Source organism: Mycobacterium sp. IDUB_24 (assembly GCF_055419385.1).
This window is the reverse complement of sequence record NZ_JBVAXO010000008.1, coordinates 351301-371017: the sequence shown is the minus strand read 5'-3', so window position 1 is coordinate 371017 and position 19717 is coordinate 351301. Positions and strand designations below refer to the sequence as shown.

The following is a 19717-nucleotide window of genomic DNA, read 5'->3' as shown; positions in this document are numbered from 1 at the left end:
CAATGGTAGGCAAGTCGGTCGCGCTGTTCGTCCTCGCCGCGGTGTTGGAGATCGGCGGCGCCTGGCTGGTGTGGCAGGGCGTGCGCGAGCATCGCGGCTGGACGTGGATGGGCGCCGGTGTGATCGCACTGGGTGCCTACGGCTTCGTCGCGGCGTTCCAGCCCGACGCTCATTTCGGCCGGGTCCTCGCTGCCTACGGCGGCGTGTTCATCGCCGGTTCGTTGTTGTGGGCCATGGTGGCCGACGGTTTCCGGCCCGACCGCTGGGATGTCGCCGGTGCGCTGGTAGCCCTCGTCGGCGTCGGACTGATCATGTACGCCCCGCGCTGACCGTCAGCCCAGATGGGCGCTGTCGTCGTCGAGGTCGTCACGGTTCAGGCCCATCGGCGTGGCGGCCGGAACGTCGCCGGCGGCCACCACCTGCCGGGTGATCGGCGTCAGCACCCGGAACAGGGTGCTGATCTCGTCGTCGGTCAACGCATCCAGTGCTCTCAGAGCCAGGGCATCGGTGCGATCCTCGATGGCCTGCTTGACGTCTCGCCCGGCGTCCGTGAGCTCACCCTCACCGTCGAGCCAACCGCGCGAGCGCAATTGTTCGACATAACCCGACCACTGCTCATCGTCATAGTCGCGGCCGCGCATGATCATCTCGCGCGGCACCCGACCGGCCGCGGCGTGCAACACGTTGCATTCCCGACCGCTGATCCCCTCGGAGACCAGCACAGCGATATGGCCGTCGCCGCGTTGCTCGCGCAGCAGGGTGACCGCATGCCAGAGCTTCGCGATCGGTTCCTCCGGCCACGGCAGCGCTCGGTTGGCGGCATAGAGAGGCCGGCCATCCAAGGGTGCGGTGCGGGCGGCTTTTGCCGTCAGCTCGGCCGCGAGTCGGGTGGACTCGGAGTCGGTTACCCCGGAGCGGCGCAGGGCCGCGACAGCCGAATCCGACCGCACCCGCAAAAGCGTTGCCGGACTCGCCTTGTCCCAGGCCGCGGGCAGCGCCCTGGCCACGCGCTCGATGGTGAAGTTGTAGAACGCTGCGGCGACGACTTCGGGTGGCACGATGCCCAGCGGCGCCGAGCGGGCACCGAAGTACCCCATCCAGAAGCCGGGGTAGCCGAATTCCGCGAATGCCGCGAGCGATTCCGGCGCGAAGTAGGTGACCCCGTGTACCGGCTCCAACCGGTCGAAGAAACGACGCGCCAAAGCGGGAGAACGACCCATACCGCTAGTTAAGCACCGGGAGCGTCACCGTCGGTCACCGCGGTGGCGGCCTCGTCGATGATTGCTCGCATCGCTCGTTCGGCGGCGTCCTCGTTACGCAGCCGGATCGCCCGGGCCACCTCGTCGTGCAACTCGGTGGCGGCCGGGTTGGGGGAGTCCGGCATCAGACCGTGTTCGGTGCGTCCGGCCAAGATCTCGGCCACCACGTCATTGAGTGCGCGGAACATCTCGTTGCCGCTGGCATCGAGAAGTGTGTGATGGAAAACCTTGTCCGCCAACAGGTATGCGTCGAGATTGCCGGACCGTCCGTGCACCACCATGTCCGAAACCGCGGCCGCCAGGATTCGGCACTGATCGGGGTTCGCCCGCCTGGCGGCGAGTGCTGCGGCGGCCGGTTCGAAACCTCGCCGAAGTTCCGACAGCGATGCCAGCAGGGCGGCGCGGTCGCCGGCCTGCAGTCGCCAGCGAATGAGCATGGGGTCGAACACATTCCATTTGCGCGCGGGCTGGACGGTGATCCCTACCCGGCGCCGAGATTCCACCATGCCCATCGATTCGAGTACCCGGATGACCTCGCGCGCGACGCTGCGGGATACCTCGTGCTCGGCACTGACCCGGTCCAGGGTCAGTACCTGCTCAGCCGCCAGTTTGCCGGAGACGATTCCGGTGCCGAGCGCGGTCAGCAGACTGGCATGCAGCGCGCCGACGTTTGAGGGCGAGGACACGTTCACATCCTGTCATATCTCGCATGGAGTGGTTAATAAACAGATCTAATTGTGATGGTGTTGCAATCGTATGCTTTTTACGCCAAACTGTGTGACGGCAGACACACATTGTGAGGCGGATGTATGGGTTCACCAGTCGTGGTCATGGGCGTATCGGGGTCGGGCAAGTCGACCGTCGGGGCCGCGTTGGCACAGCGGATGCGGGTGCCGTTCGCCGACGCGGACGATTTTCACCCCGCCGCCAACATCGCCAAGATGTCTGCGGGGCACGCCCTCGATGACGATGATCGCTATCCCTGGCTGGAGTCGATCGGTGAGTGGCTCGCCAAGCACCACCATGGCGGCGTGATGAGCTGCTCGGCGCTCAAACACAAGTACCGCGACCAATTGCGGCAGCACTGCCACGATGTGGTGTTTCTGTATCTGAGCGGATCACCCGAGGTGATCCGCCGGCGCCAGGCCAGCCGACCGGGGCATTTCATGCCGGCCGCCCTGCTGGACTCGCAATTCGCGACGCTGGAGCCGCTCGGCCCTGATGAGGTCGGTGTCGCCATCGACGTGGATCAGAGCATCGACGCCATCGTCGACGAGTACGTGCACCGGGGCACAGTCCGATCCGACACTGCGACCACAGAACAGGAGAACCGATGACCTCGGCGCTCACTCATCTCGCGGCCGGGACCGAGCTGGTCGAGCCGGTGGCCGGCGGCGCGCAGTTGGTCCTGGCCGCACTGGCCGGCATCGCCGTGATCGTCGTGCTCATCACGATCGTCAAACTGCATCCGTTCCTGGCCCTCATCTTCGGCGCGCTGACCGTGGGCATCGCTGCGGGCGAGAACGTGAGCGATGTACTCGCTTCCTTTTCCACCGGCTTCGGATCCACCGCTGCCAGCGTCGGGATCCTGATCGCTCTCGGTGCGATGTTCGCCAAGCTCTTGGCCGACTCCGGGGGCGCCGACGAGATCGTGGACACGATCGTCGGGCATGCCTCGCCACGGGCGCTGCCGTGGGCAATGGCGTTGGTGGGCGCCATCATCGGACTACCGATGTTCTTCGAGATCGGCCTGGTGTTGTTGATGCCGGTGATCTACCTGGTGGCCCGCCGTTCTCAACTGTCCTTGATCACCGTCGGCATCCCCGCGCTGGCGGGCCTGTCGGCCATGCACGGCTTCGTGCCACCGCATCCCGGACCGGTCGCCGCGATCTCCTTGCTCAACGCCGATCTCGGAGTCACCTTGGCGCTGGGTGTGCTGGTGGCAATCCCGACGATCGTGGTGGCAGGTCCGTTGTTCGGCAAGTTGGCCGGTCGCTGGGTGGTGTTGGAGGTCCCGGACCGGTTCGACGCGGCGGACTCCGCAGGCGCTGACTCCGGTGGGGCCACCACGACCGCCACGAAGGCACGGCCGACGTTCGCCACCACCATGTTCAGCGTTCTACTGCCGGTGGCCCTGATGATGGGCAAGGCGCTCGTCGACATCTTCGTCGACGACAAGTCCCATCTGCTGCGTCAGACGTTCGACATCCTCGGTCAGCCCTTGATGGCATTGCTGATCGCGGTGGTGGTCGGCATGTTCACCCTCGGGCGCGGTGCACAGATGACCCGTGACCAGATCGTGAAATGCATCGAGTCATCGCTCCCGGCGGTGGCCGGCATCATCCTGATCGTGGCAGCCGGCGGTGGCTTCAAACAGGTTCTGGTCGACACCGGTATCGGCACCCTGCTCGCCGAATGGGCGAAGGGCGCCAACCTGTCGGTGGTGCTGCTGGCGTGGGTGCTGGCCGTCCTGATCCGGTTGGCGACCGGTTCGGCCACCGTGGCCACCATCACCGCCTCGTCACTGATGCTCGGCTTGGTCGAGGGGATGAGCACCGGCGAGGTATCACTCGTGGTGCTCGCGGTGGGTGCCGGTTCGCTGTTCTTCTCGCACGTCAACGACGCCGGATTCTGGCTCGTGAAGGAGTATTTCGGGATGACCGTGGGTCAGACCATCAAATCCTGGTCACTGATGGAGACCGTGCTGTCGGTGTCCGGCCTGCTCTTCGTGCTGTTGCTGGGGCTCGTCGTCTGAACGGGTAAGCCGAGCCGCCACACAACGGGTTTCAGCCCCGGACCACCTGGGTGCCGCCGGCGAGTTCGTCGTGCTTGCCCTGTTTGGTGGGGCTGGAGCTGATGGTCACCGCGATGATGATCATCGCGACAACGGCCAGGAAGCCGCCGACGAACGGGATGATCGTCAGGAGCGTGAAGGCATTGCGGATCGCCGACTGCGCGGCCGTCGGCTTCGGCGCATTGGCCGGACCATGCACCACGAGCCCGAGCAGCTTCTTGCCGGGCGTCGCGCCCATCGCCACCTCGAAAGCCACGTAGTAGACGAACATCAGCAGTCCGGTGAACAGTCCGGTTACCCAATAGCTGGACAGCGAATCGGTGACGAACGACAGGAAGAACGCCACGATCATGACGAAGATCCCGTCGATCACCCTGGCGAGCCAGCGCCGGCCCAGGCCCCCAGGTGCTTGCGTGCTGTAAGGCGGCGGATAGCCACCCTGTTGTCCGTACTGACCGTATCCCGGTTGATAGTCACCCGTGCTCATGCCCCCAACGCTACCGATTGCGGCGCTGATCAAGTTGAGCTCGCGCGATATCGGCCACCGCGGCAGAACGTTCGCGGGCCGCCTCGGCAAGTTCGGGTACGCGCTCACGGGCGATGTGCGCGAACTCGGTGGCACGTTCACGGGCCGCGTCGGCCACTTCTGGCCCGTGTTCCCGCGCGAGTTGCGCCAACTCGGAGGCCAATTCGCTCGTCCGCTCGACCGCTACATCGGCCAGCTCACGGCCCCGTTCGGCACCGACGGCCAGGCCCTGCCCGACCTTCTCCGCGAACGCACTGTCGGTGAGGGCGTTGTTGTTGAGGCTGCCGGTCGTCACACCGGGAACAGCGGCGGCGACGCTGGCCGAGACCTGCCGTGCGGCCCGGCGTCCGCGCCAGGCCAGGGACGGTTTGCCCGCGGTGTCGGCCGCCGCGATGATCAGGCCGCCCAGCAGACTCACGTCGGTGAGGAACTCACGCCGCTGCGCCGCGGCGTGTTGCGGGTCGGAATCTTTCAGAAATGCTTGGGAACCAATGCTTCTCGGAATCATCGTGACGGCCAGCGCCGCCGCGGTCAGCCGGGGAGCACGGCCGAGCGCGAAGAGCAGTCCGCCCGCCACCTGAACCGCCGCGTTGACCCGTGCAACCGCGTCGGCGTTGTTGGGTACTCCTGCGCCGACCGGGCCGGGTAGGGCACTCAGCGCGCCGAGCGTTCTGCGTGTCGTTTCGGTGGAGGCACTCGGGTCGCGCAGGGTTTCGACACCTCGGGCGATGAAGGTCGCAGACAACATAGGGCGGGCGATTCGTCTGATCAACATGAGCTAGTAGTTGCCCCCTAGCCCGGCACGGCAAACCTGCGCGGTCAGCTCACCGGCGCCCGGCCAGCAGTACTTCGCTGAGGTGGGTGGTGGTCTGGACTCCCTCGTCATAGCCGCCCTGATCGCCGAGGGAGTTCATGATCGCCAACGTGTAGCGCTGCTGCGGTCCGGCGAAACCGACGCTGTTGACCACCCAGCCGCCCTGCTCGAGCGACCAGCCGTCCTTGTTGCCGGGATTCATCGCCGGTCCGGCGCCCCAGACGCCCCACTGTTGGTTCGCGTCCACGTGCTGCAGCGCATCCACGATGCCGGCGGTCTCGGCTGTGGTGAGGCTGGTGAGGGTGTAGGTCATCAATCGGTCCAGATCTTCGGGTGTGGCCTTCTGGAAGCCCCAATAGGGGTAGATCCGACTGAATCCGCGCTGCGGTTGAAGTCCGGTCAGCCCGTAGGCCGGGAAATCGGCGTTGAACGCCTGATGATCGGCGCCGCTGTACCGGGACCACAGGGTGTCGGCGGCATCGTCGTCAGAAGAATGCAGCATGGCCGCCATCAGGGACCGGTCCGCATCGGTCAGCGCGACAGTGCCCGCCCGTTGTCTGGTCAACAGGTCGACCACCATGCCCAGTTTGATCGTCGATGCCGTCCACACCTGTTCGCCGGCGTGACTGTTCCGGTAGACGGCACCGGTGGACCGGTCGCGCAGCACGTATCCGACCGTGCCGGGGCGCGTCGTCAGATAGGCGTCGGCAGCGGCGATCCGTTCGGCGAAGTCGCAGTCGGTCGCGGTCGCGCAGGCCGCCCACGCCGACGGGACGGTGATGCCGCAGGCGACGGCGGCGAGTACAAGAACACAGAACAGGATGCGGCGCACAGGAGTAGCTTCGCAGGCGTGCGGCGCATTGTCGGCATTCACGGTGGACGATGAACTTCGACTGGGAGCGGTTGGGTGCAGGTGTATGGCGCACCCGCCTGCCATTTCTTGACGTGACGGTCGGACTGGTCAGCGGCGATGCGCAGACCCTGTTGATCGATTCCGGCACCACGTTGGCCGAGGCCGCGGGAATCGAAGCCGACGTAGCTTCGCTGACGGGGCAGCCCGTCGGCCATATCGTCCTGACCCACAACCATTTCGACCATATCCTCGGTTGCTCCTGGTTCAAGGACGCCGAAATCCACTGCGCCCCAGAGGTTGCCGTCACCATGGTGCGGCGTCGGGCCCACCTGCGCGCGGATGCGATCCGACACGGTGCCGACACCGACGACGTCGACCGGGCGATTGCGGCGATGTCGATTCCTGCCCACCAGGTGTCCAGCGCCGATATCGATCTCGGCGGCCGGTCCGTGAGCATCCGCCGTCCTGGCTCCGGCCACACCGCCCATGACCTGATCGTGACGGTGCCGAACGACCGCACGGTGGTGTTCTGCGGAGATCTCGTGGAACAGTCGGGCGACCCGGTGATCGATGCCGACTCCGATCTGGTGGCCTGGCCGGCCACGCTTGAGGTGGTGCTGGCCGCGGGCGGGGAGGACGGGGTGTTCGTGCCCGGCCACGGCGCCGTCGTCGATGCCCATTTCATCCGGCTCCAGCAGCGCTGGCTGAGCGCCCGGTGCGTTACCTGATCCCCGCTGACCGATTTAGTTAGCCCATATGCGACGATTCGCCGATGACGGAGGTCGACGCCCATTTTGTGCAGTCCGAGCAGGACAGGTTCCAGCCGACCCGGTTTGCGCAGAGCCACTGGGGTGAGGACCACCTCAACGGGCCGGCGCTGGTCGGCCTGGCCGCCCGGGCGCTGGAGTCGGCCTTCGGGCTTCCCGAGTATCTGCCGGCGCGGTTGACGGTCGACTTGTTCAAAGCCGCGCGTGGGCTGCCGACCACGACAAAGGTGGCGTTGATCCGCGATGGCCGACGGGTCCGTAATTCCGAGTGCGAACTGGTTCAGGACGGCGTGACCGTGGCGCGTGCGACGTTGGTGCAATACCGGCTCAGTGCACCGCCGCGGGGCGAGGAGTGGACTGCACCTACCGACTTCGAACCGCCCGCCGCGCTCGACGGGGACCGGACGACGTACATGGGCAGTGACGCGGGAGGGTGGGGCCGCGCCATCGCCGACCATCAGAACGCGTCGCGTAAGCGATTCATGAACCGCACCATCACCGTGGTGCAGGGGCACCCGAATTCACCGTTTGTGCGGGCAGCGATGGCGGCTGAGGGCACGAGCCTGGTCACCAACCTGGGAACCGCCGGCGTCGGCTACATCAACGGTGACCTCACCGTCGCGCTGTCCCGACTCCCCGGTGACGAGTGGATCGGTGTGCAGGCGGACTCGCATTGGGCCGCCGACGGCGTCGCCGTGGGGGCTTCGACGCTGTACGACAGCGCCGGAGCGTTCGGCACCGGCCTCGTCACGGCGATCAGCAACCCCGCGGCTCAGATCGATTTCTCCAATGATCCGTTTCCAGAACGGACGGCGCCCCGGTAGCCCCGGTCACCGGAACACCACCCATCGCATCGCGCTGTACATGAAGGCGGCCTCGCAGCCGCCGGCGACGATCCGCGCCAGGTGGTACTCGACCCCCATAGTTGCCAGGCCACTGGACACTCCCAGGATGAACGCCAGGTAGTTGATCACGACAACCACGACGTAGACGGTCAGTTGGGGACCTACGGCTGCATGCGAACGGAAGTTCAGGGTCCGGTTGAGGTAGTAGGCCAGGCCGAAGGCCGCGGCGTATCCGACGGTCACCGCGACAGGAAGCGGCGCCCGCAACCCGCCGTGCAGCATCGTCAGGATGGCCAGATCGACGCCGAAGGTGAAGGTGTTGATCAAGGCGAAACCGAGAAAGGTCGGTGCCACAAGAGAATTCAGTGGCGCGGGCAGGATACGCACCGCCACGACACACCTCTGGTGGAATCGCTCGGCCGAGGATACCCGGCTCGGTTCGCTCCGCACATGGACACTGTGGCATCGGAAGATGTCGGGACCGTGAGCACCGGGCGAACTTCACCGGCGGTGTCCGCACGGGGTGGCAGTCACTCGGAGATCGCAACTCCCTCATAGCTGGTCAGCATCTCGGTGTTCGGCAGCGCCATCTGCAGATAGAGGTCGATGTGGCGGATCTTGTCGTCGGCGGTGAACTCGTACACCGAGATCGAGTTGACCACCGACTCGAAGTCGCCCATCTTGGTGTGCTCCTCGAGTTCGAGGAACACGATGCCGTCAACCTCGCTGACGCGTTTGAACAAGCCGTCCCACTCGGAAGTCGCGGCCCAGTTCGTCATGAAGTCGGTGTACTGCTCCCAGTTCATGACCTCCTTGAAATTGCCGACGCGTTCGAACTCGTCAACGGCGACCAAGGCGGCCAGCGGGGCCCAACCGTCGGCCCCGAAGCCGGGTTGCTTTGCGGCGCCTACCAATTGCTTGGTGGTGACGGCGTACTGCACCACGGTGCGGCGGCGGCCGGTGTATTCTTCGACAACTTCGCTGACGTCTCTCAACGGGGAAGTTCCTCTTCTGTGGTCGGAATGGCGGTCGGTACGGCTCAGAATCCGGCTGGCGCCAGATATCTGTCGACGACCGAATGGAAGTGCGCGATGACGACTTCTTCCTTGACCAAGGCCATGTGTTTGAGAGCGGTGTTGCGCAATCCGATCTGCTGACGCGGCATCTGCTCGTAATCCTGTTGTAGCGCTTCGAAATACTTGTAGCTGCCCGCCTGGTCGACCACGATCGGTTCCGCGGTGAACGCGGCTTTGTGCTCGTCGGGTAACCACATGTAGCTGGCCACGTGCCAGATGCACCGGTTGGGGTCTCCGTCGGGATGCGGTAGCGCCATGATGATCGTGGCTTCCCCGGCCCGGATGGTCATGAAGAAATTCGGGAACCACACCCACCCGTGGTTGTCGCTCATCTGGGCGTCGGTCAGACCGCTGACATCAAGCCCCATGCCGGTCAACGTATCTCGCGTTGCCCTCTGTAGCAGCGTGCGCGCGGTCACTCCGTCGGCGAAGTTCAACGAGCCGTCATCGGCGCGGTACTCGGCGATCAGCTCCTGGAAGCGGGGGAGCACCGCAACGGTCGACGGGAAGGTCTCTGGTAGGTCCATGATGCCGTCGACCTGTTGCTCCGGCGTGGCGCCGACAACATCGAACGGTGCCATCGACACGCTGTGCCGATCGAAGAACCGGTACCGGCTCGTGGCCGGGTCGATGTTGATCACTCGCAGCAACTGCGGGTGGATGCCGTCGATGTGATAGCCCTCCTGAAAGGCATCGAGGACGACCTTCCAGTTGCAGTCGATGGCCTCGGTCACGTCCATCACGGTCACCATCTGGTCGAGGTGATACGGCGCCAGCATGGTCGCGACCTCGTCGCCGATGAAGTCGGCCAAGGGCGCGGCATCGGGATCCGGATTCAGGAAGATGAACCCGGCGAACGTGCCCACCGAGACGTCGATGAGCCCGTGGGTGTCTTTGTCGATCGGCCCGGCCAACGCTTCCCGGAGCATGCCCTTGAGTCGGCCGTCGAGGTCATACGACCACAGGTGGTACTGGCACAGGAAGCCGCGTTTGGCGTTTCCACGGGTTTCGCGGCACAGCACGTTGCCCCGATGCCTGCAGGCATTGACAAAGCCTCGGATCGTGCCATCCTTGCCCCGCACGATCAGATAGGACTGATCGAAGATCTGGTACTGCTTCCAGTCGCCGGCGTTGGGTAACTCGTCCGCCCGGCCGACCACCTGCCAGACTTTCTTCCAGATCGAATCACGTTCCTGAGCAACGAATTCCGGCGCAATATAGCGACTCGTCGGAATCTCCATCCGATAGGCGTCCGGCGCGATGTCGTCCAGGCGGGTGGCGTTGTCCACCCAGTTTCCGGGGCGTGCTGTCTGCACGAGCGGGCCTCCTCATTTGATATCCGGGCTGTGAGGTGTTGGTGACGTCGGTGTGCCCCGAGCCTGGCGACAGTCGGGGCCGCTTTTTGTGACTGTGGTCACTACTATACATAGACGTATATTCAATACAAATATGTATATATGGGTTCGACTAGCGACGATCATGGAGGAGCACGCCGCGCCCGCTGGCTAACGTTTGACAGGATGGGGTCATGGCCGAACGCTGGACGAAGCAACGCCGCTTGGAGCACACGCGCAACGTTCTGCTGGATGCTGCCGAGGAGGTATTTGCGCGCAAGGGGTTTGACGGGGCCGCGCTCGAAGACATCGCCGAGGTCGGGGGATATACCCGCGGTGCCATCTACTCCCACTTCGGGAGCAAGGCCGAGTTGTTCCTGGCTGTGGTCGAACGGCAACGTCAACAATTCCTCGACGGCTTCGCCGATGTCATCGCGACATTTCACCGACTCGACGATCTCGACGCTGACGAGCTCGGTGACCGTTGGCGGGATCTGGTCGCCGCCGAGGGGCCGGACCGGGCCGCGCTCGGATCCGAATACACGCTGTTTCTGTTACGTAACCCGGACGCGCGGGAGCGGGTGGCCGCACAGCGGGAGGAGACGGTCCGTGCCCTCGCGGACTACATCTCCAAGGGCGCGGCCCGCCTGGGTGGTCACCTGGGCATCCCGGCGCAGGATCTCGCCCGGGTGGTTCTGGCCGCCAACGACGGCGTCACCCTCAACAGCCTCCTCGATGAACAGGCGGTCTACCGTCCGTTCCTCCGGATGGTGCTGGCGAATATCGTTGTCCCCAAGGGGAATGGCGAGTGACCCAGGTTCGACATCCGGCGCGCACCGGCGCCCTGATGGCCATGGCCTCCATGCTGTGCGTGCAGATCGGTCTGGCCGTGGCGGTCGGCCTGATCGACGACATCGGTGCCGAGGGGGCCGCGTGGCTGCGCCTGGCCTGGGCCGGCGTGCTCATGTTGCTGATCGTGCGGCCACGCCCTTCGGCGTTCACCAAATCTGCCTTCTGGGCCTGCGTCGCGCTCGGCGTGGTCACCGCCGGGGTGACCATGCTGTTCATGGCTGCGCTGTCCCGGATCCCTCTCGGCACAGCCAGTGCACTGGAGTTCCTCGGCCCGCTCGGGGTCGCGGTGGCGCATGGCAAGGGCCGCAATCGGATTCTGTGGCCTGGGCTGGCGGCGGCCGGAGTCGTGTTGCTCACCGAGCCTTGGACGGGAGACGTCGACCTCATCGGTGTGCTCTACGCCTTGAGCGCCGCGCTGTGCTGGGCCTGCTACATCCTGCTGACCCAACGGGTCGGCGACGAGGTGGCCGGTATCAAGGGCCTGGGGGTGTCGATGCCGGTCGCCGGCCTGGTCGGCACCGCGGTCGTCGGGCCCTCGGTGATTCCGCAGCTGACGCCGCAGCTGTTGCTGATCGGTGTGGGCCTGGCGATCCTGCTACCGGTGGTCCCGTTCGCGCTGGAGATGTCTGCACTGCGCCATCTGAGCACCACCGCGTTCGGCACGCTGATGGCCCTCGAGCCGGCGTTCGCCATGCTCGTCGGTCTTGTCCTGCTGCGCCAGATTCCGTCCCCGGCCGCCGTGTTCGGCATCTGCTTCGTGGTGGCCGCCGGGATCGGCGCGGCACGCACCGGAGCGCGTGCCACACCGGTCCCCGCCGAAGTCGGCTGATCGGGTTACGCTGGCGCCAATGTCACGCGGAATCTTCAATTCCCCCGTCGCCCGGTGGTTCAATGCGGCCGCCGTGGGCCTCACCCGTGTTCCGGTGCTCGGCCGCTGGATCGGTCACGGTGTGGTGGTCATCCGGTACACCGGGCGCCGGTCGGGCCGCACGTTCGAGACACCGGTTTCCGTGAAGCGCGACGGCGACCAGGTGACCATCAACGCGATGACGCCGGACAGTAAGACCTGGTGGCGCAACTTCCTCGGCGAGGGCGGTCAGCTCACCTTGCTGAACCTGGACGGTCGCGACCGGACCGGACATGCCGTCGCCCACCGTGACAGTCGGGGCAAAGTGGCTGTCACGGTGCGACTGGACACACCCTGATTCAGGCGTCGATCCGCTTGCGCCGGTACAGCGTGCCGACCATGAGCAACAGCAGGCTCACCACCAGGATGGCGGTGGCCAGCACGTTGATCTGCGGAGGCACTGCGGCCTTGACCGCTGCGTTGACATACAGCGGATAGGTGACGGTGGATCCGCTGACGAAGTAGGTGATGATGAAGTCGTCGAGCGACAAGGCGAACGACAGCATCGCGGCAGCCACGATGCCCGGAACGATCAGCGGCAGCGTCACTTTGAAGAATGTCCGGGTCGGGCTCGCACCGAGATCCATCGAGGCGTCCTCAAGCGTCCAGTCGAAACCGCGTACCCGGGCCCGCACCGTCATTGCGATGAAGCTGACCTGGAAGGCGATGTGGGCCACCACGATCGTGGTGTAGCCGGTGGCCCAACCCAGATCGAGGAACAGCGTCAACAGGGAGGCACCCATGACGACCTCGGGGGCAGTCAGCGGTAGCACGAGAAAGGTGTCGACAGCTTTCTGGCCACGGAAACGTTGGCGCACCAGGGCGATTGCCACCAGGGTGCCCAGCACCAGGGCAACGGCCGTCGACACGGCGGCCACGTTGAGGCTCAATTTCAGAGCCTCGGTGAGCGCCGGATATTTGAACGGGTGCGCCCAGTTGTCGAGGGTGAATCCCTGCCAGGTGTAGTTGAACTTGCCCGCCGGATCGTTGAACGAGAACAACACGATCACGAAGATCGGCAGGAACAGGTACAACAACACCAGCCCGGCGATGAGCCGTAACAGCAGGTCGCCCCATCGCGGGGAGCCTTTGACGACTTTCGGTTCGGCCGGGTTGGTGGCGGCCTCGACTGCGGCGGCGGTCATACCAGGTCCTCCGTCCCCAGCGCCCGGGTGTAGAGCAGCACGCCCACGAGAATGATGGCCATCAGCACCATGCTGAGCGCTGCGGCGGCGGGATAGTCCTTGACCACCAGGAACTGTTTCTGGATCACGTTGCCAATCATGCTGGTCTGGGTACTGCCCAGATAGTCGGCATTGATGAAATCACCCGCAGCGGGGATGAAGACCAGCATGCTGCCCGCCAGCACTCCTGGCATCGACAGCGGCAGAATCACTTTGGTGAAACTGCGGGCGTTCGACGAGTACAGGTCCTTGGATGCTTCGATCAGCCGGGGATCGATCTTCTCCAGGCTCACGTACAGCGGCAGGATCATGAAGATGATCCAGTTGTAGGTGAGGCCGCCGATCACGGCCCAGCTGGTAGACAACAGTCTGCCTTCGTCGGGTAGCAGACCGATGGTGCCGAGAGCACTCACCACCCAGCCGTCATCGGCGAGGATCGTTTTCCAGGCGATCGTGCGGATCAGGAAGGTGACGAAGAACGGCAGTATCACCAAGCCCAGGATCAGGTTCTTGAACCGGCCCGCCTTGAACGCGATCACGTATGCCAGCGGGAAGGCGAGGATCGCGCACAGCACCGTCGCGACGAACGCGTACCCGAACGTGCGCAGTATCTGGTCCTGGTACTCGGTGAAGGCGTGCGCGTAATTGCCGAAGTTCCAATCGAACTGCAGCGTCGGCAAGTACACGGAGCCGCCCGACGTCGACAACGAGGTGCGCGCCAGCGAGAAGAACGGCACCACAAAGAAGATCCCGAGGTACACCAGGGCCGGCAGGATCATCAGGTAAGGGGCGATCTTGCTCCGTTGCCGGCTGCTGGTGGCCACACCTGCCATCGGCGTCAGCCTCCGGTCACGGCGGCGTAGAGGCTGTTGAACTCTTGCGTCTGCTCGTCGGTGAGGGCCGCCCAGGACTTGAGATTCTCCAGGGTCGCGGCCGGCGGGTTGATCAGTTGGTTGCCGGCGATTGCGGGGTCGATCTTCCTCAGCTCGTCGGTCATGTCCGACAAGACCGGGACGAACTGCGTGGTGGCGATCAACTTCGCGTAGTTCGCCCGGTCATAGATGTAGTCGATCCACGCCTCGGCAGCCTTCTGGTTCTGTGTGGTGTAGGGGATCACCATGGTGTCGATGAACCAGGTACCGCCGGCTTCCGGCACGATGAACTCGATGTCGGGGTTGTCGGCCTTGAGCTGCACAGTGTCACCCGAATAGGCCTGGGCGATAACCACATTGCCCGAGGCCAGCTCCTCGGCGTAATCGTTGCCGGTGAATTTGCGGATCTGGCCCTTGTCCTTGTTCTCCCGGATCGTGTCTACGGCTTTCTTGACTCCGTCGCTGGTGGGGTCCTCTGGTGAATTGCCCTGCGAGAGCATGACCATGCCCAAGCCGTCCTGCAGGTCCGACAGTAGACTGACGCGGCCCTTGAAGGCGGGATCCCACAGATCCTCGATCTTGGTGATGGGCCGGCCGGTGGCGGCCTTGTTGTATGCCAGGCCCACCATGCCGGACATGAACGGTGCGATGAACTTGCGCCCCGGGTCGATCTTCGAGTTCAGCAGATCGGGGCGCAGGTTCTTCTTGTTGGGCACTCGGGAGTCACGAATCTCACTGAGCCAGTGCAGATTATTGATGCGGGCAGCCATGAACTCGGTGGGCACCACGAGATCGGCGCCGATGTCCTGCTTGCGTGACAACGGTTCCTTCACCTTGGCGAACCACTGCTCGTTGTCGTTGAAATCTTCCTTGTAGTCGACCTGCAAACCGGACGACTTCTGGAATGCCTCGACGAACCCGGGTGCCATGTACAGCGGCCAGTTGGACACCCGCAGCAGGCCACTGGCCGGTGACCCGTCGTCGGGTGCGGCCGAGGTGGATGGGGCACTGGACTTCTCACCTGAACTGCATGCGGCCAGGACCGAGGGCCCCAGCGCCAGTGCGGCTGCGGCAGCCGCGCCGCCTCCCAGGAAACGGCGACGTGATGTGCGGTTCGCAGTCAGTCGGGCGAGCAGTCGGGGGTCGAGGTTCTCGGGCATGGCGACCTTTCGGGGAATTCGGGCGCTTCCGTAATGACGGGCGTTGGACGGAGAGGGTCTAGGCGTTGTCGTCGAGCATCTCTTCGAGGTCTTCGGCGGTGGGTATGTCTGCCGCCGGGAGTACTCGCGAGGCCTCCGGTGACCAGCTGACGTGCACGGCGTCTCCAGGACGCAGCAGCGGCAGGTCCTGTTCAGCCCCGACATGGGCGATGATCGTCGAATCATCAGGTGCGGCGAGGGAAAGCCGAAGTACCGGACCCTGGAAGGTCAGGTCTTTGACGGTGGCGGCAAGGGTGGCCACATCCCCGGTGGGAGCATCCATCGAGACACGGACCCGTTCCGGGCGGACCATCAGTGTGGCGTGCCCGCCGGGTTCGATGGTGGTGTCGCCGGGCTTGGCCTTGAGCGTGGTGCCGAGCACGTCCACCTCGACGAAGTCGCGGTTGGCGCGTCCGGTCTGTCGGCCCGCCCATAGGTTGGCCTGCCCGATGAAGCTGGCGACGAACACCGTCGCCGGGCGGTCGTATATCTCGGTGGGGCTACCGATCTGCTCGACGTTTCCGTTGTTCATCACCGCGATCCGGTCGCTCATCGTGAGCGCCTCTTCCTGATCGTGCGTGACGTAGATGAACGTGATGCCGACCTCGCGCTGGATCCGCTTGAGTTCGAACTGCATCGCGTGCCGCAGCTTGAGATCCAGGGCGCCGAGCGGCTCATCGAGTAGAAGCGCGCTCGGGTAGTTGACCAGGGCGCGAGCCAGCGCCACCCGCTGCTGTTGCCCGCCCGAGAGCTGGCCGGGTTTGCGCTTGGCGAAGTCGGTGAGCCGAACGATCTCCAGCAGCTCGTCGACACTGCGTTTGATCTCGGGCTTGCCTTTCTTCATGCTGCGCGGCCCGTAGGCGACGTTGTCCCACACCGTCATGTGCGGGAACAATGCATAGTGCTGAAAGACCGTGTTGACGTTGCGCTTGTGCGGTGGCACGCGGGAAACGTCGACACCCTCCAGCCGGATGGCACCCTCGGTCGGGCTCTCGAATCCGGCGATCATGCGCAGTGTGGTGGTCTTCCCGCACCCCGAGGGGCCGAGCATCGAGAAGAACTCACCCGACGCGATGGAGAAATCGGCCTCGGCCACGGCAACGTAGTCACCGAACCGTTTCGTGACGTGGTCGATCTCGATGACGGGGGCGCCGATGCGTGGCGCGCCGTCGTGTCCCGTCGACTTGTCGACGGCGGTGATATCTGGGCCGGTCAGCGGACTCCTCCTCCAGTACAGCCGCGGAAGCTGTCGGTAAACAATCGCCGATTGCGCCGACCTTCGCAAGCGATTCCGCAGAGAATTAACAATTTTTCAATGGAATCCTTCGTTTGGGCCGCCTTGACAGCGCGATTCCATAGCCTCGCGGGCCAACGGCCACGGCGGCCGTGTTCGGCCCATGTTCTGCGGGAGCAACCACTGGCTGGTATCGAGTTTCGCAGCTCAGCGGCCAGACGCCACAAGAAACCGCCGACTGAGCGGGGTCAGCCCCACTCGTGGTTCATCGCGCGGGCCTCCGACATGGTGTGCACGGAGTCGCGGTGGCGGTCCGGTGCCCGGGAGATTGCGATGAGCGCCATCGCCAACGCGGCGGTGACCGCGCCGGCAACGAAGATGGTCACGAAGCTGACTTCCGAGGGCACCATCCGATGACCGAGCAACACGGCCACGACCGCCGCCGCCACCGAGCTGCCGATGGTGCGGGCGATGGCGTTCATGCTCGTGGCGATGCCCGTCTCGCTGGTGTCCACCTCACTGACCACCAGGGCGGGCAACGCGCCGTACCCGAGGCTGATGTACGCGTTGGCCAACATGCCGGCCAGGATGACCTGCCACGGGCGGTCATGGGCGACTGCGAGCATGACGAATCCTGCGATTCCCGCGACAGCGGCCACCATCAGCACCCGGCGGGCGCCGTACCGGTCGATGTAGCGCCCGCTGACCAGCGCCACCAGGAAACCCGTGAGGGCCCCGGGAAGTAGGAAGTAGACGCTTGCCTGCAGCACGGTGGCCCCGAATCCGTAGCCGGCGGCCTGGCGCGACATCTGCACGAATTGGGTGAGGCCGAGAAAGGCGAAGTACAGGCCCATTCCGACCAGGATCGTGGCGAGATTGGTCAGCAGAATGGGTCGTCGGGCCAGCATCGTGGTCGAGACCAGGGGATCGGCGGCTCGTCGCTCCCACCACCACCAGCCAGTCAGTAGGGCGACGCCGCCGAGCAGAAACCCGACGGTGCCCGGATGACGCCATCCCCACGAATTGCCCTGGGTGATCGCCAGCAGCACCGACGACAAGCCGATCGCCAGGCCGGCAGCGCCCAGCCAGTCGATGGCACCACCGGCATCAGGCCGGCGGTTGGGCACGACCACGACCGCCACCACGATCACGACTGCGGTGAACGCAGTGGTGAGCCAGAAGACCCGGTGATACCCGGCGTCGCCGGACATCAGCAGACCAGTGACGACGAGACCGGCGCCGCCGCCGAAACCCAGCGTTCCGGACAAGACCGACATCGCCCCTACCAGGCGATCCTCGGCGAGTTCCTCACGCAGGATCGCGATGCTGATGGGGTAGAGCGCGTAGGAGGCGCCTTGCAGGATGCGGGCCGCCACCAGCAGAGGTACTGATGCGGTGACCGCGGCCAGCACGGAACCTGTCAGCACGACCACCAGGACGCCCAGCAGGACACGCTTCTTGCTGTAGAGGTCGGCGAGTCGCCCGATCAGCGGGGTCGAGGCGGCCGCGGCGAGCAGGTTGGCGGTGACGGCCCAGCTGACCGCCACCGAAGTGGTGTTCAGCTGCCGGGCGATGATGCCCAGGATCGGGACCACCGCGGTCTGCAGTATGGCGACGGTCAGGGCGATCAGGCTGAGGCCGGCGATCAGGACACCGGCGGGGCGCCGCGCCGGAGAAGCCGGGAAGGCGGACCGGTGTGTGTCGGTCCTGGCCACTTCCGCTCCGATCCATAGCTAATCTTTGTGTTTGGTCGATTATGGCCTTGGTCCGGCATGTGCCCGCACACCGGGTGCGTGGTCGAATAGACGAATGGCTTTCGGAGTCAGCGCACTCAACGCGTCCACGTTCAGCGGGCGTCGCCCGACCGGTTCGGGCGATCTGACGGTCGAGACCCATGGAATCGCGCCCCTCGCCGCCGACCAGCGCTACGGCCACCCGGCTCGGCTGTTCACGGTCTGGTTCGCGCCGCAGGTCAATATGACCGGAGTTTTCACCGGCACATTGGCGATCACGCTCGGGCTGGGGTTCTGGCTGGGCCTGCTGGCCATGGTCATCGGCACTGTCCTGGGCTCAGCCGTGGTCGCCTATCTGTCGACGTGGGGACCGCGCACTGGTGCTGGCCAACTTCCCAACGCGCGCATGGCATTTGGCGGTCTGGTCGTGGTGCCCGGCATCCTGCAGTGGGGCTCGTCGATCGCCTGGGACGCCCTTGTCGGCTTGTTCGGTGGAGAGGCGCTCGCGGCGCTGCTGGGCATCCCGTTCTGGAGCGCGGTGTTGATCGTGCTGGCAGTCCAGGGCGTCGTGGGGGTATTCGGATACGAGTTGATCCACCGCCTGCAGGCGGTGTTGACCGTCATCCTCTTCCTCACGTTCGCGGTCTTCACGGTCAAACTGGTCAGCGGCCATGACATCGTGGTGCCGCCGTCGGCTGTCGGTGCGGATCTGGCCGGGGCCTTCGTTTTCGAGGTCACCATCGCCCTGAGCCTGGCGATCTCGTGGGCCAGCTATGCCGCCGATTTCAGTCGCTATCTCCCCACGGATTCGTCGCGGTGGCAGGTGTTCGGATACTCGTTCGCCGGAATCGTGTTGGGTTACATCTTCGTCCAGGGCATCGGGATCGCCGCCGCAGCCGTCATCGGTGAGCACACCGCCGACGGCGTTCACGCCGTCATGGGCGGGGGTCTGCTCGGCGGGCTGGCCTTGTTGGTGATCGCCCTCGCGGCGATCGGGTCGGGCGTGATGAACGACTACAGCGGTTCATTGGCGTTGCAGACCATCGGTGTGCGCGTGCGTCGGCCGGTGTCGGCGATCATCGTGACGGTGCTGGCGTTCGGCTTGATCCTGTGGCTGCACGCCGCCGACACCGCGACCCGGTTCACCGACGTCCTGCTGTTGGTCAGCTACTGGATTCCGGCGTTTGTCGCGGTGGTAGTGGTGGATTGGATGTACCGAATCCGGGGCCGCGCGAGCATCGATCCGGGTGCCGAATCCACGGTTCGTCGCGACGCGGTGGTGGCCCTGATCGCGTTCGCGGTGGCGTACGCGGTAGCGGTGCCGTTCATGAACACCACCCTGATCCAGGGTGCAGTGGCGACTGCGTGGCACGGCGCCGACATCGCCTACTTTGTCAATTTCGTTGCAGCGCTGGGTTTTTACGGCGGCTACCGACTGCTGACGCAGGCGTCTCGTCGCCCCTAGCGG

Annotated in this window: 22 protein-coding genes; 9 read left to right on the top strand and 13 right to left on the bottom strand. The window is 65.1% G+C overall.

Features of this window, described 5'->3' with window-relative positions:
* The first annotated feature begins 2 nt into the window (after positions 1-2).
* Positions 3-329 carry a YnfA family protein gene (locus ACZYZF_RS26770; protein WP_463837321.1) on the top strand — a complete coding sequence of 109 codons (327 nt, stop codon included), beginning with the start codon at positions 3-5 and terminating at the stop codon, positions 327-329.
* Between the two features lie 3 nt (positions 330-332).
* On the opposite strand, the gene ACZYZF_RS26765 is transcribed toward ACZYZF_RS26770, so the two are convergent.
* Positions 333-1220, bottom strand: coding sequence for an SCO6745 family protein (locus tag ACZYZF_RS26765; protein WP_463748056.1), 888 nt, complete (start codon positions 1218-1220; stop codon positions 333-335).
* An 8-nt stretch (positions 1221-1228) separates the two neighbouring features.
* Positions 1229-1945 (bottom strand): FadR/GntR family transcriptional regulator, encoded by a 717-nt coding sequence (locus ACZYZF_RS26760; RefSeq protein ID WP_463837320.1) that lies wholly within the window; start codon positions 1943-1945, stop codon positions 1229-1231.
* Between the two features lie 123 nt (positions 1946-2068).
* Here ACZYZF_RS26760 and ACZYZF_RS26755 point away from each other — a divergent pair, with 123 nt between their 5' ends.
* Both ACZYZF_RS26755 and ACZYZF_RS26750 read left to right on the top strand, forming a co-directional pair.
* Positions 2069-2596, top strand: a complete 528-nt coding sequence (locus ACZYZF_RS26755) for a gluconokinase (RefSeq protein ID WP_463748054.1) — start codon at positions 2069-2071, stop codon at positions 2594-2596.
* On the top strand, positions 2593-4014 hold the full coding sequence (locus tag ACZYZF_RS26750; protein ID WP_463837319.1) for a GntP family permease: 1422 nt from the start codon (positions 2593-2595) through the stop codon (positions 4012-4014). The genes ACZYZF_RS26755 and ACZYZF_RS26750 overlap by 4 nt, the downstream gene beginning before the upstream one ends.
* A gap of 31 nt (positions 4015-4045) precedes the next feature.
* Here ACZYZF_RS26750 and ACZYZF_RS26745 read toward each other — a convergent pair whose 3' ends face one another.
* The 3 genes from ACZYZF_RS26745 to ACZYZF_RS26735 form a co-directional block, all read right to left on the bottom strand.
* The gene (locus ACZYZF_RS26745; RefSeq protein WP_463748052.1) at positions 4046-4540 is read right to left on the bottom strand and encodes an RDD family protein; all 495 of its coding nucleotides are present in this window, start codon (positions 4538-4540) and stop codon (positions 4046-4048) included.
* A 10-nt stretch (positions 4541-4550) separates the two neighbouring features.
* Positions 4551-5327 (bottom strand): DoxX family protein, encoded by a 777-nt coding sequence (locus tag ACZYZF_RS26740; protein ID WP_463748051.1) that lies wholly within the window; start codon positions 5325-5327, stop codon positions 4551-4553.
* Positions 5328-5403: 76 nt separating this feature from the next.
* The gene (locus ACZYZF_RS26735; protein ID WP_463837318.1) at positions 5404-6225 is read right to left on the bottom strand and encodes a tat pathway signal sequence; all 822 of its coding nucleotides are present in this window, start codon (positions 6223-6225) and stop codon (positions 5404-5406) included.
* Positions 6226-6275: 50 nt separating this feature from the next.
* Here ACZYZF_RS26735 and ACZYZF_RS26730 point away from each other — a divergent pair, with 50 nt between their 5' ends.
* Both ACZYZF_RS26730 and ACZYZF_RS26725 read left to right on the top strand, forming a co-directional pair.
* The gene (locus ACZYZF_RS26730; protein ID WP_463837316.1) at positions 6276-6974 is read left to right on the top strand and encodes an MBL fold metallo-hydrolase; all 699 of its coding nucleotides are present in this window, start codon (positions 6276-6278) and stop codon (positions 6972-6974) included.
* A gap of 44 nt (positions 6975-7018) precedes the next feature.
* A complete protein-coding gene (locus ACZYZF_RS26725; protein WP_463837314.1) occupies positions 7019-7837 on the top strand; it encodes an acyl-CoA thioesterase domain-containing protein in 819 nt (272 codons plus the stop codon).
* Between the two features lie 6 nt (positions 7838-7843).
* Here ACZYZF_RS26725 and ACZYZF_RS26720 read toward each other — a convergent pair whose 3' ends face one another.
* The 3 genes from ACZYZF_RS26720 to ACZYZF_RS26710 all read right to left on the bottom strand — a co-directional run bounded on the left by ACZYZF_RS26720 (position 7844) and on the right by ACZYZF_RS26710 (position 10250).
* Entirely contained in the window at positions 7844-8308 is a 465-nt protein-coding gene (locus ACZYZF_RS26720; RefSeq protein WP_463837313.1) for a GtrA family protein, read from the bottom strand.
* Between the two features lie 80 nt (positions 8309-8388).
* Entirely contained in the window at positions 8389-8853 is a 465-nt protein-coding gene (locus ACZYZF_RS26715; protein ID WP_463837312.1) for a hypothetical protein, read from the bottom strand.
* A gap of 44 nt (positions 8854-8897) precedes the next feature.
* Complete coding sequence (locus ACZYZF_RS26710) at positions 8898-10250, bottom strand: aromatic ring-hydroxylating oxygenase subunit alpha (protein WP_463837310.1); 1353 nt, start codon at positions 10248-10250, stop codon at positions 8898-8900.
* A gap of 212 nt (positions 10251-10462) precedes the next feature.
* Between ACZYZF_RS26710 and ACZYZF_RS26705 the strand changes: the two genes are divergently transcribed.
* From ACZYZF_RS26705 to ACZYZF_RS26695, 3 genes are read left to right on the top strand one after another with little or no spacing between them, the layout of a single operon-like run.
* Entirely contained in the window at positions 10463-11080 is a 618-nt protein-coding gene (locus ACZYZF_RS26705) for a TetR/AcrR family transcriptional regulator (RefSeq protein ID WP_463748044.1), read from the top strand.
* Positions 11081-11115: 35 nt separating this feature from the next.
* Positions 11116-11949, top strand: coding sequence for an EamA family transporter (locus tag ACZYZF_RS26700; protein ID WP_463837348.1), 834 nt, complete (start codon positions 11116-11118; stop codon positions 11947-11949).
* Between the two features lie 19 nt (positions 11950-11968).
* Positions 11969-12325 carry a nitroreductase/quinone reductase family protein gene (locus ACZYZF_RS26695; RefSeq protein WP_463837308.1) on the top strand — a complete coding sequence of 119 codons (357 nt, stop codon included), beginning with the start codon at positions 11969-11971 and terminating at the stop codon, positions 12323-12325.
* A 1-nt stretch (position 12326) separates the two neighbouring features.
* Here the strand turns inward: ACZYZF_RS26695 and ACZYZF_RS26690 are convergent, their stop codons facing one another.
* The 5 genes from ACZYZF_RS26690 to ACZYZF_RS26670 form a co-directional block, all read right to left on the bottom strand.
* Positions 12327-13172, bottom strand: a complete 846-nt coding sequence (locus tag ACZYZF_RS26690) for an ABC transporter permease (protein WP_463837307.1) — start codon at positions 13170-13172, stop codon at positions 12327-12329.
* A complete protein-coding gene (locus tag ACZYZF_RS26685) occupies positions 13169-14044 on the bottom strand; it encodes an ABC transporter permease (RefSeq protein WP_463748041.1) in 876 nt (291 codons plus the stop codon). The genes ACZYZF_RS26690 and ACZYZF_RS26685 overlap by 4 nt, the downstream gene beginning before the upstream one ends.
* Positions 14045-14049: 5 nt before the next feature.
* The gene (locus ACZYZF_RS26680) at positions 14050-15243 is read right to left on the bottom strand and encodes a polyamine ABC transporter substrate-binding protein (RefSeq protein ID WP_463837305.1); all 1194 of its coding nucleotides are present in this window, start codon (positions 15241-15243) and stop codon (positions 14050-14052) included.
* A 58-nt stretch (positions 15244-15301) separates the two neighbouring features.
* Positions 15302-16438 carry an ABC transporter ATP-binding protein gene (locus ACZYZF_RS26675; protein ID WP_463748077.1) on the bottom strand — a complete coding sequence of 379 codons (1137 nt, stop codon included), beginning with the start codon at positions 16436-16438 and terminating at the stop codon, positions 15302-15304.
* Between the two features lie 326 nt (positions 16439-16764).
* Complete coding sequence (locus ACZYZF_RS26670; RefSeq protein WP_463748039.1) at positions 16765-18231, bottom strand: MFS transporter; 1467 nt, start codon at positions 18229-18231, stop codon at positions 16765-16767.
* A 94-nt stretch (positions 18232-18325) separates the two neighbouring features.
* Here ACZYZF_RS26670 and ACZYZF_RS26665 point away from each other — a divergent pair, with 94 nt between their 5' ends.
* On the top strand, positions 18326-19714 hold the full coding sequence (locus tag ACZYZF_RS26665; RefSeq protein ID WP_463748038.1) for a purine-cytosine permease family protein: 1389 nt from the start codon (positions 18326-18328) through the stop codon (positions 19712-19714).
* The last annotated feature ends 3 nt before the right edge of the window (positions 19715-19717 follow it).

What these genes read in the sequence shown, in the direction of transcription:
- ACZYZF_RS26705 (WP_463748044.1), top strand. Translation starts at nt 10,463, where the DNA reads ATGGCCGAACGCTGGACGAAGCAACGCCGCTTGGAGCACACGCGCAAC.
- ACZYZF_RS26665 (WP_463748038.1), top strand. Translation starts at nt 18,326, where the DNA reads ATGGCTTTCGGAGTCAGCGCACTCAACGCGTCCACGTTCAGCGGGCGT.
- ACZYZF_RS26740 (WP_463748051.1), bottom strand. Translation starts at nt 5,327, where the DNA reads ATGTTGTCTGCGACCTTCATCGCCCGAGGTGTCGAAACCCTGCGCGAC.
- ACZYZF_RS26680 (WP_463837305.1), bottom strand. Translation starts at nt 15,243, where the DNA reads ATGCCCGAGAACCTCGACCCCCGACTGCTCGCCCGACTGACTGCGAAC.
- ACZYZF_RS26730 (WP_463837316.1), top strand. Translation starts at nt 6,276, where the DNA reads ATGAACTTCGACTGGGAGCGGTTGGGTGCAGGTGTATGGCGCACCCGC.
- ACZYZF_RS26690 (WP_463837307.1), bottom strand. Translation starts at nt 13,172, where the DNA reads ATGACCGCCGCCGCAGTCGAGGCCGCCACCAACCCGGCCGAACCGAAA.
- ACZYZF_RS26755 (WP_463748054.1), top strand. Translation starts at nt 2,069, where the DNA reads ATGGGTTCACCAGTCGTGGTCATGGGCGTATCGGGGTCGGGCAAGTCG.
- ACZYZF_RS26745 (WP_463748052.1), bottom strand. Translation starts at nt 4,540, where the DNA reads ATGAGCACGGGTGACTATCAACCGGGATACGGTCAGTACGGACAACAG.
- ACZYZF_RS26725 (WP_463837314.1), top strand. Translation starts at nt 7,019, where the DNA reads ATGACGGAGGTCGACGCCCATTTTGTGCAGTCCGAGCAGGACAGGTTC.
- ACZYZF_RS26685 (WP_463748041.1), bottom strand. Translation starts at nt 14,044, where the DNA reads ATGGCAGGTGTGGCCACCAGCAGCCGGCAACGGAGCAAGATCGCCCCT.
- ACZYZF_RS26765 (WP_463748056.1), bottom strand. Translation starts at nt 1,220, where the DNA reads ATGGGTCGTTCTCCCGCTTTGGCGCGTCGTTTCTTCGACCGGTTGGAG.
- ACZYZF_RS26770 (WP_463837321.1), top strand. Translation starts at nt 3, where the DNA reads ATGGTAGGCAAGTCGGTCGCGCTGTTCGTCCTCGCCGCGGTGTTGGAG.
- ACZYZF_RS26695 (WP_463837308.1), top strand. Translation starts at nt 11,969, where the DNA reads ATGTCACGCGGAATCTTCAATTCCCCCGTCGCCCGGTGGTTCAATGCG.
- ACZYZF_RS26750 (WP_463837319.1), top strand. Translation starts at nt 2,593, where the DNA reads ATGACCTCGGCGCTCACTCATCTCGCGGCCGGGACCGAGCTGGTCGAG.
- ACZYZF_RS26700 (WP_463837348.1), top strand. Translation starts at nt 11,116, where the DNA reads ATGGCCATGGCCTCCATGCTGTGCGTGCAGATCGGTCTGGCCGTGGCG.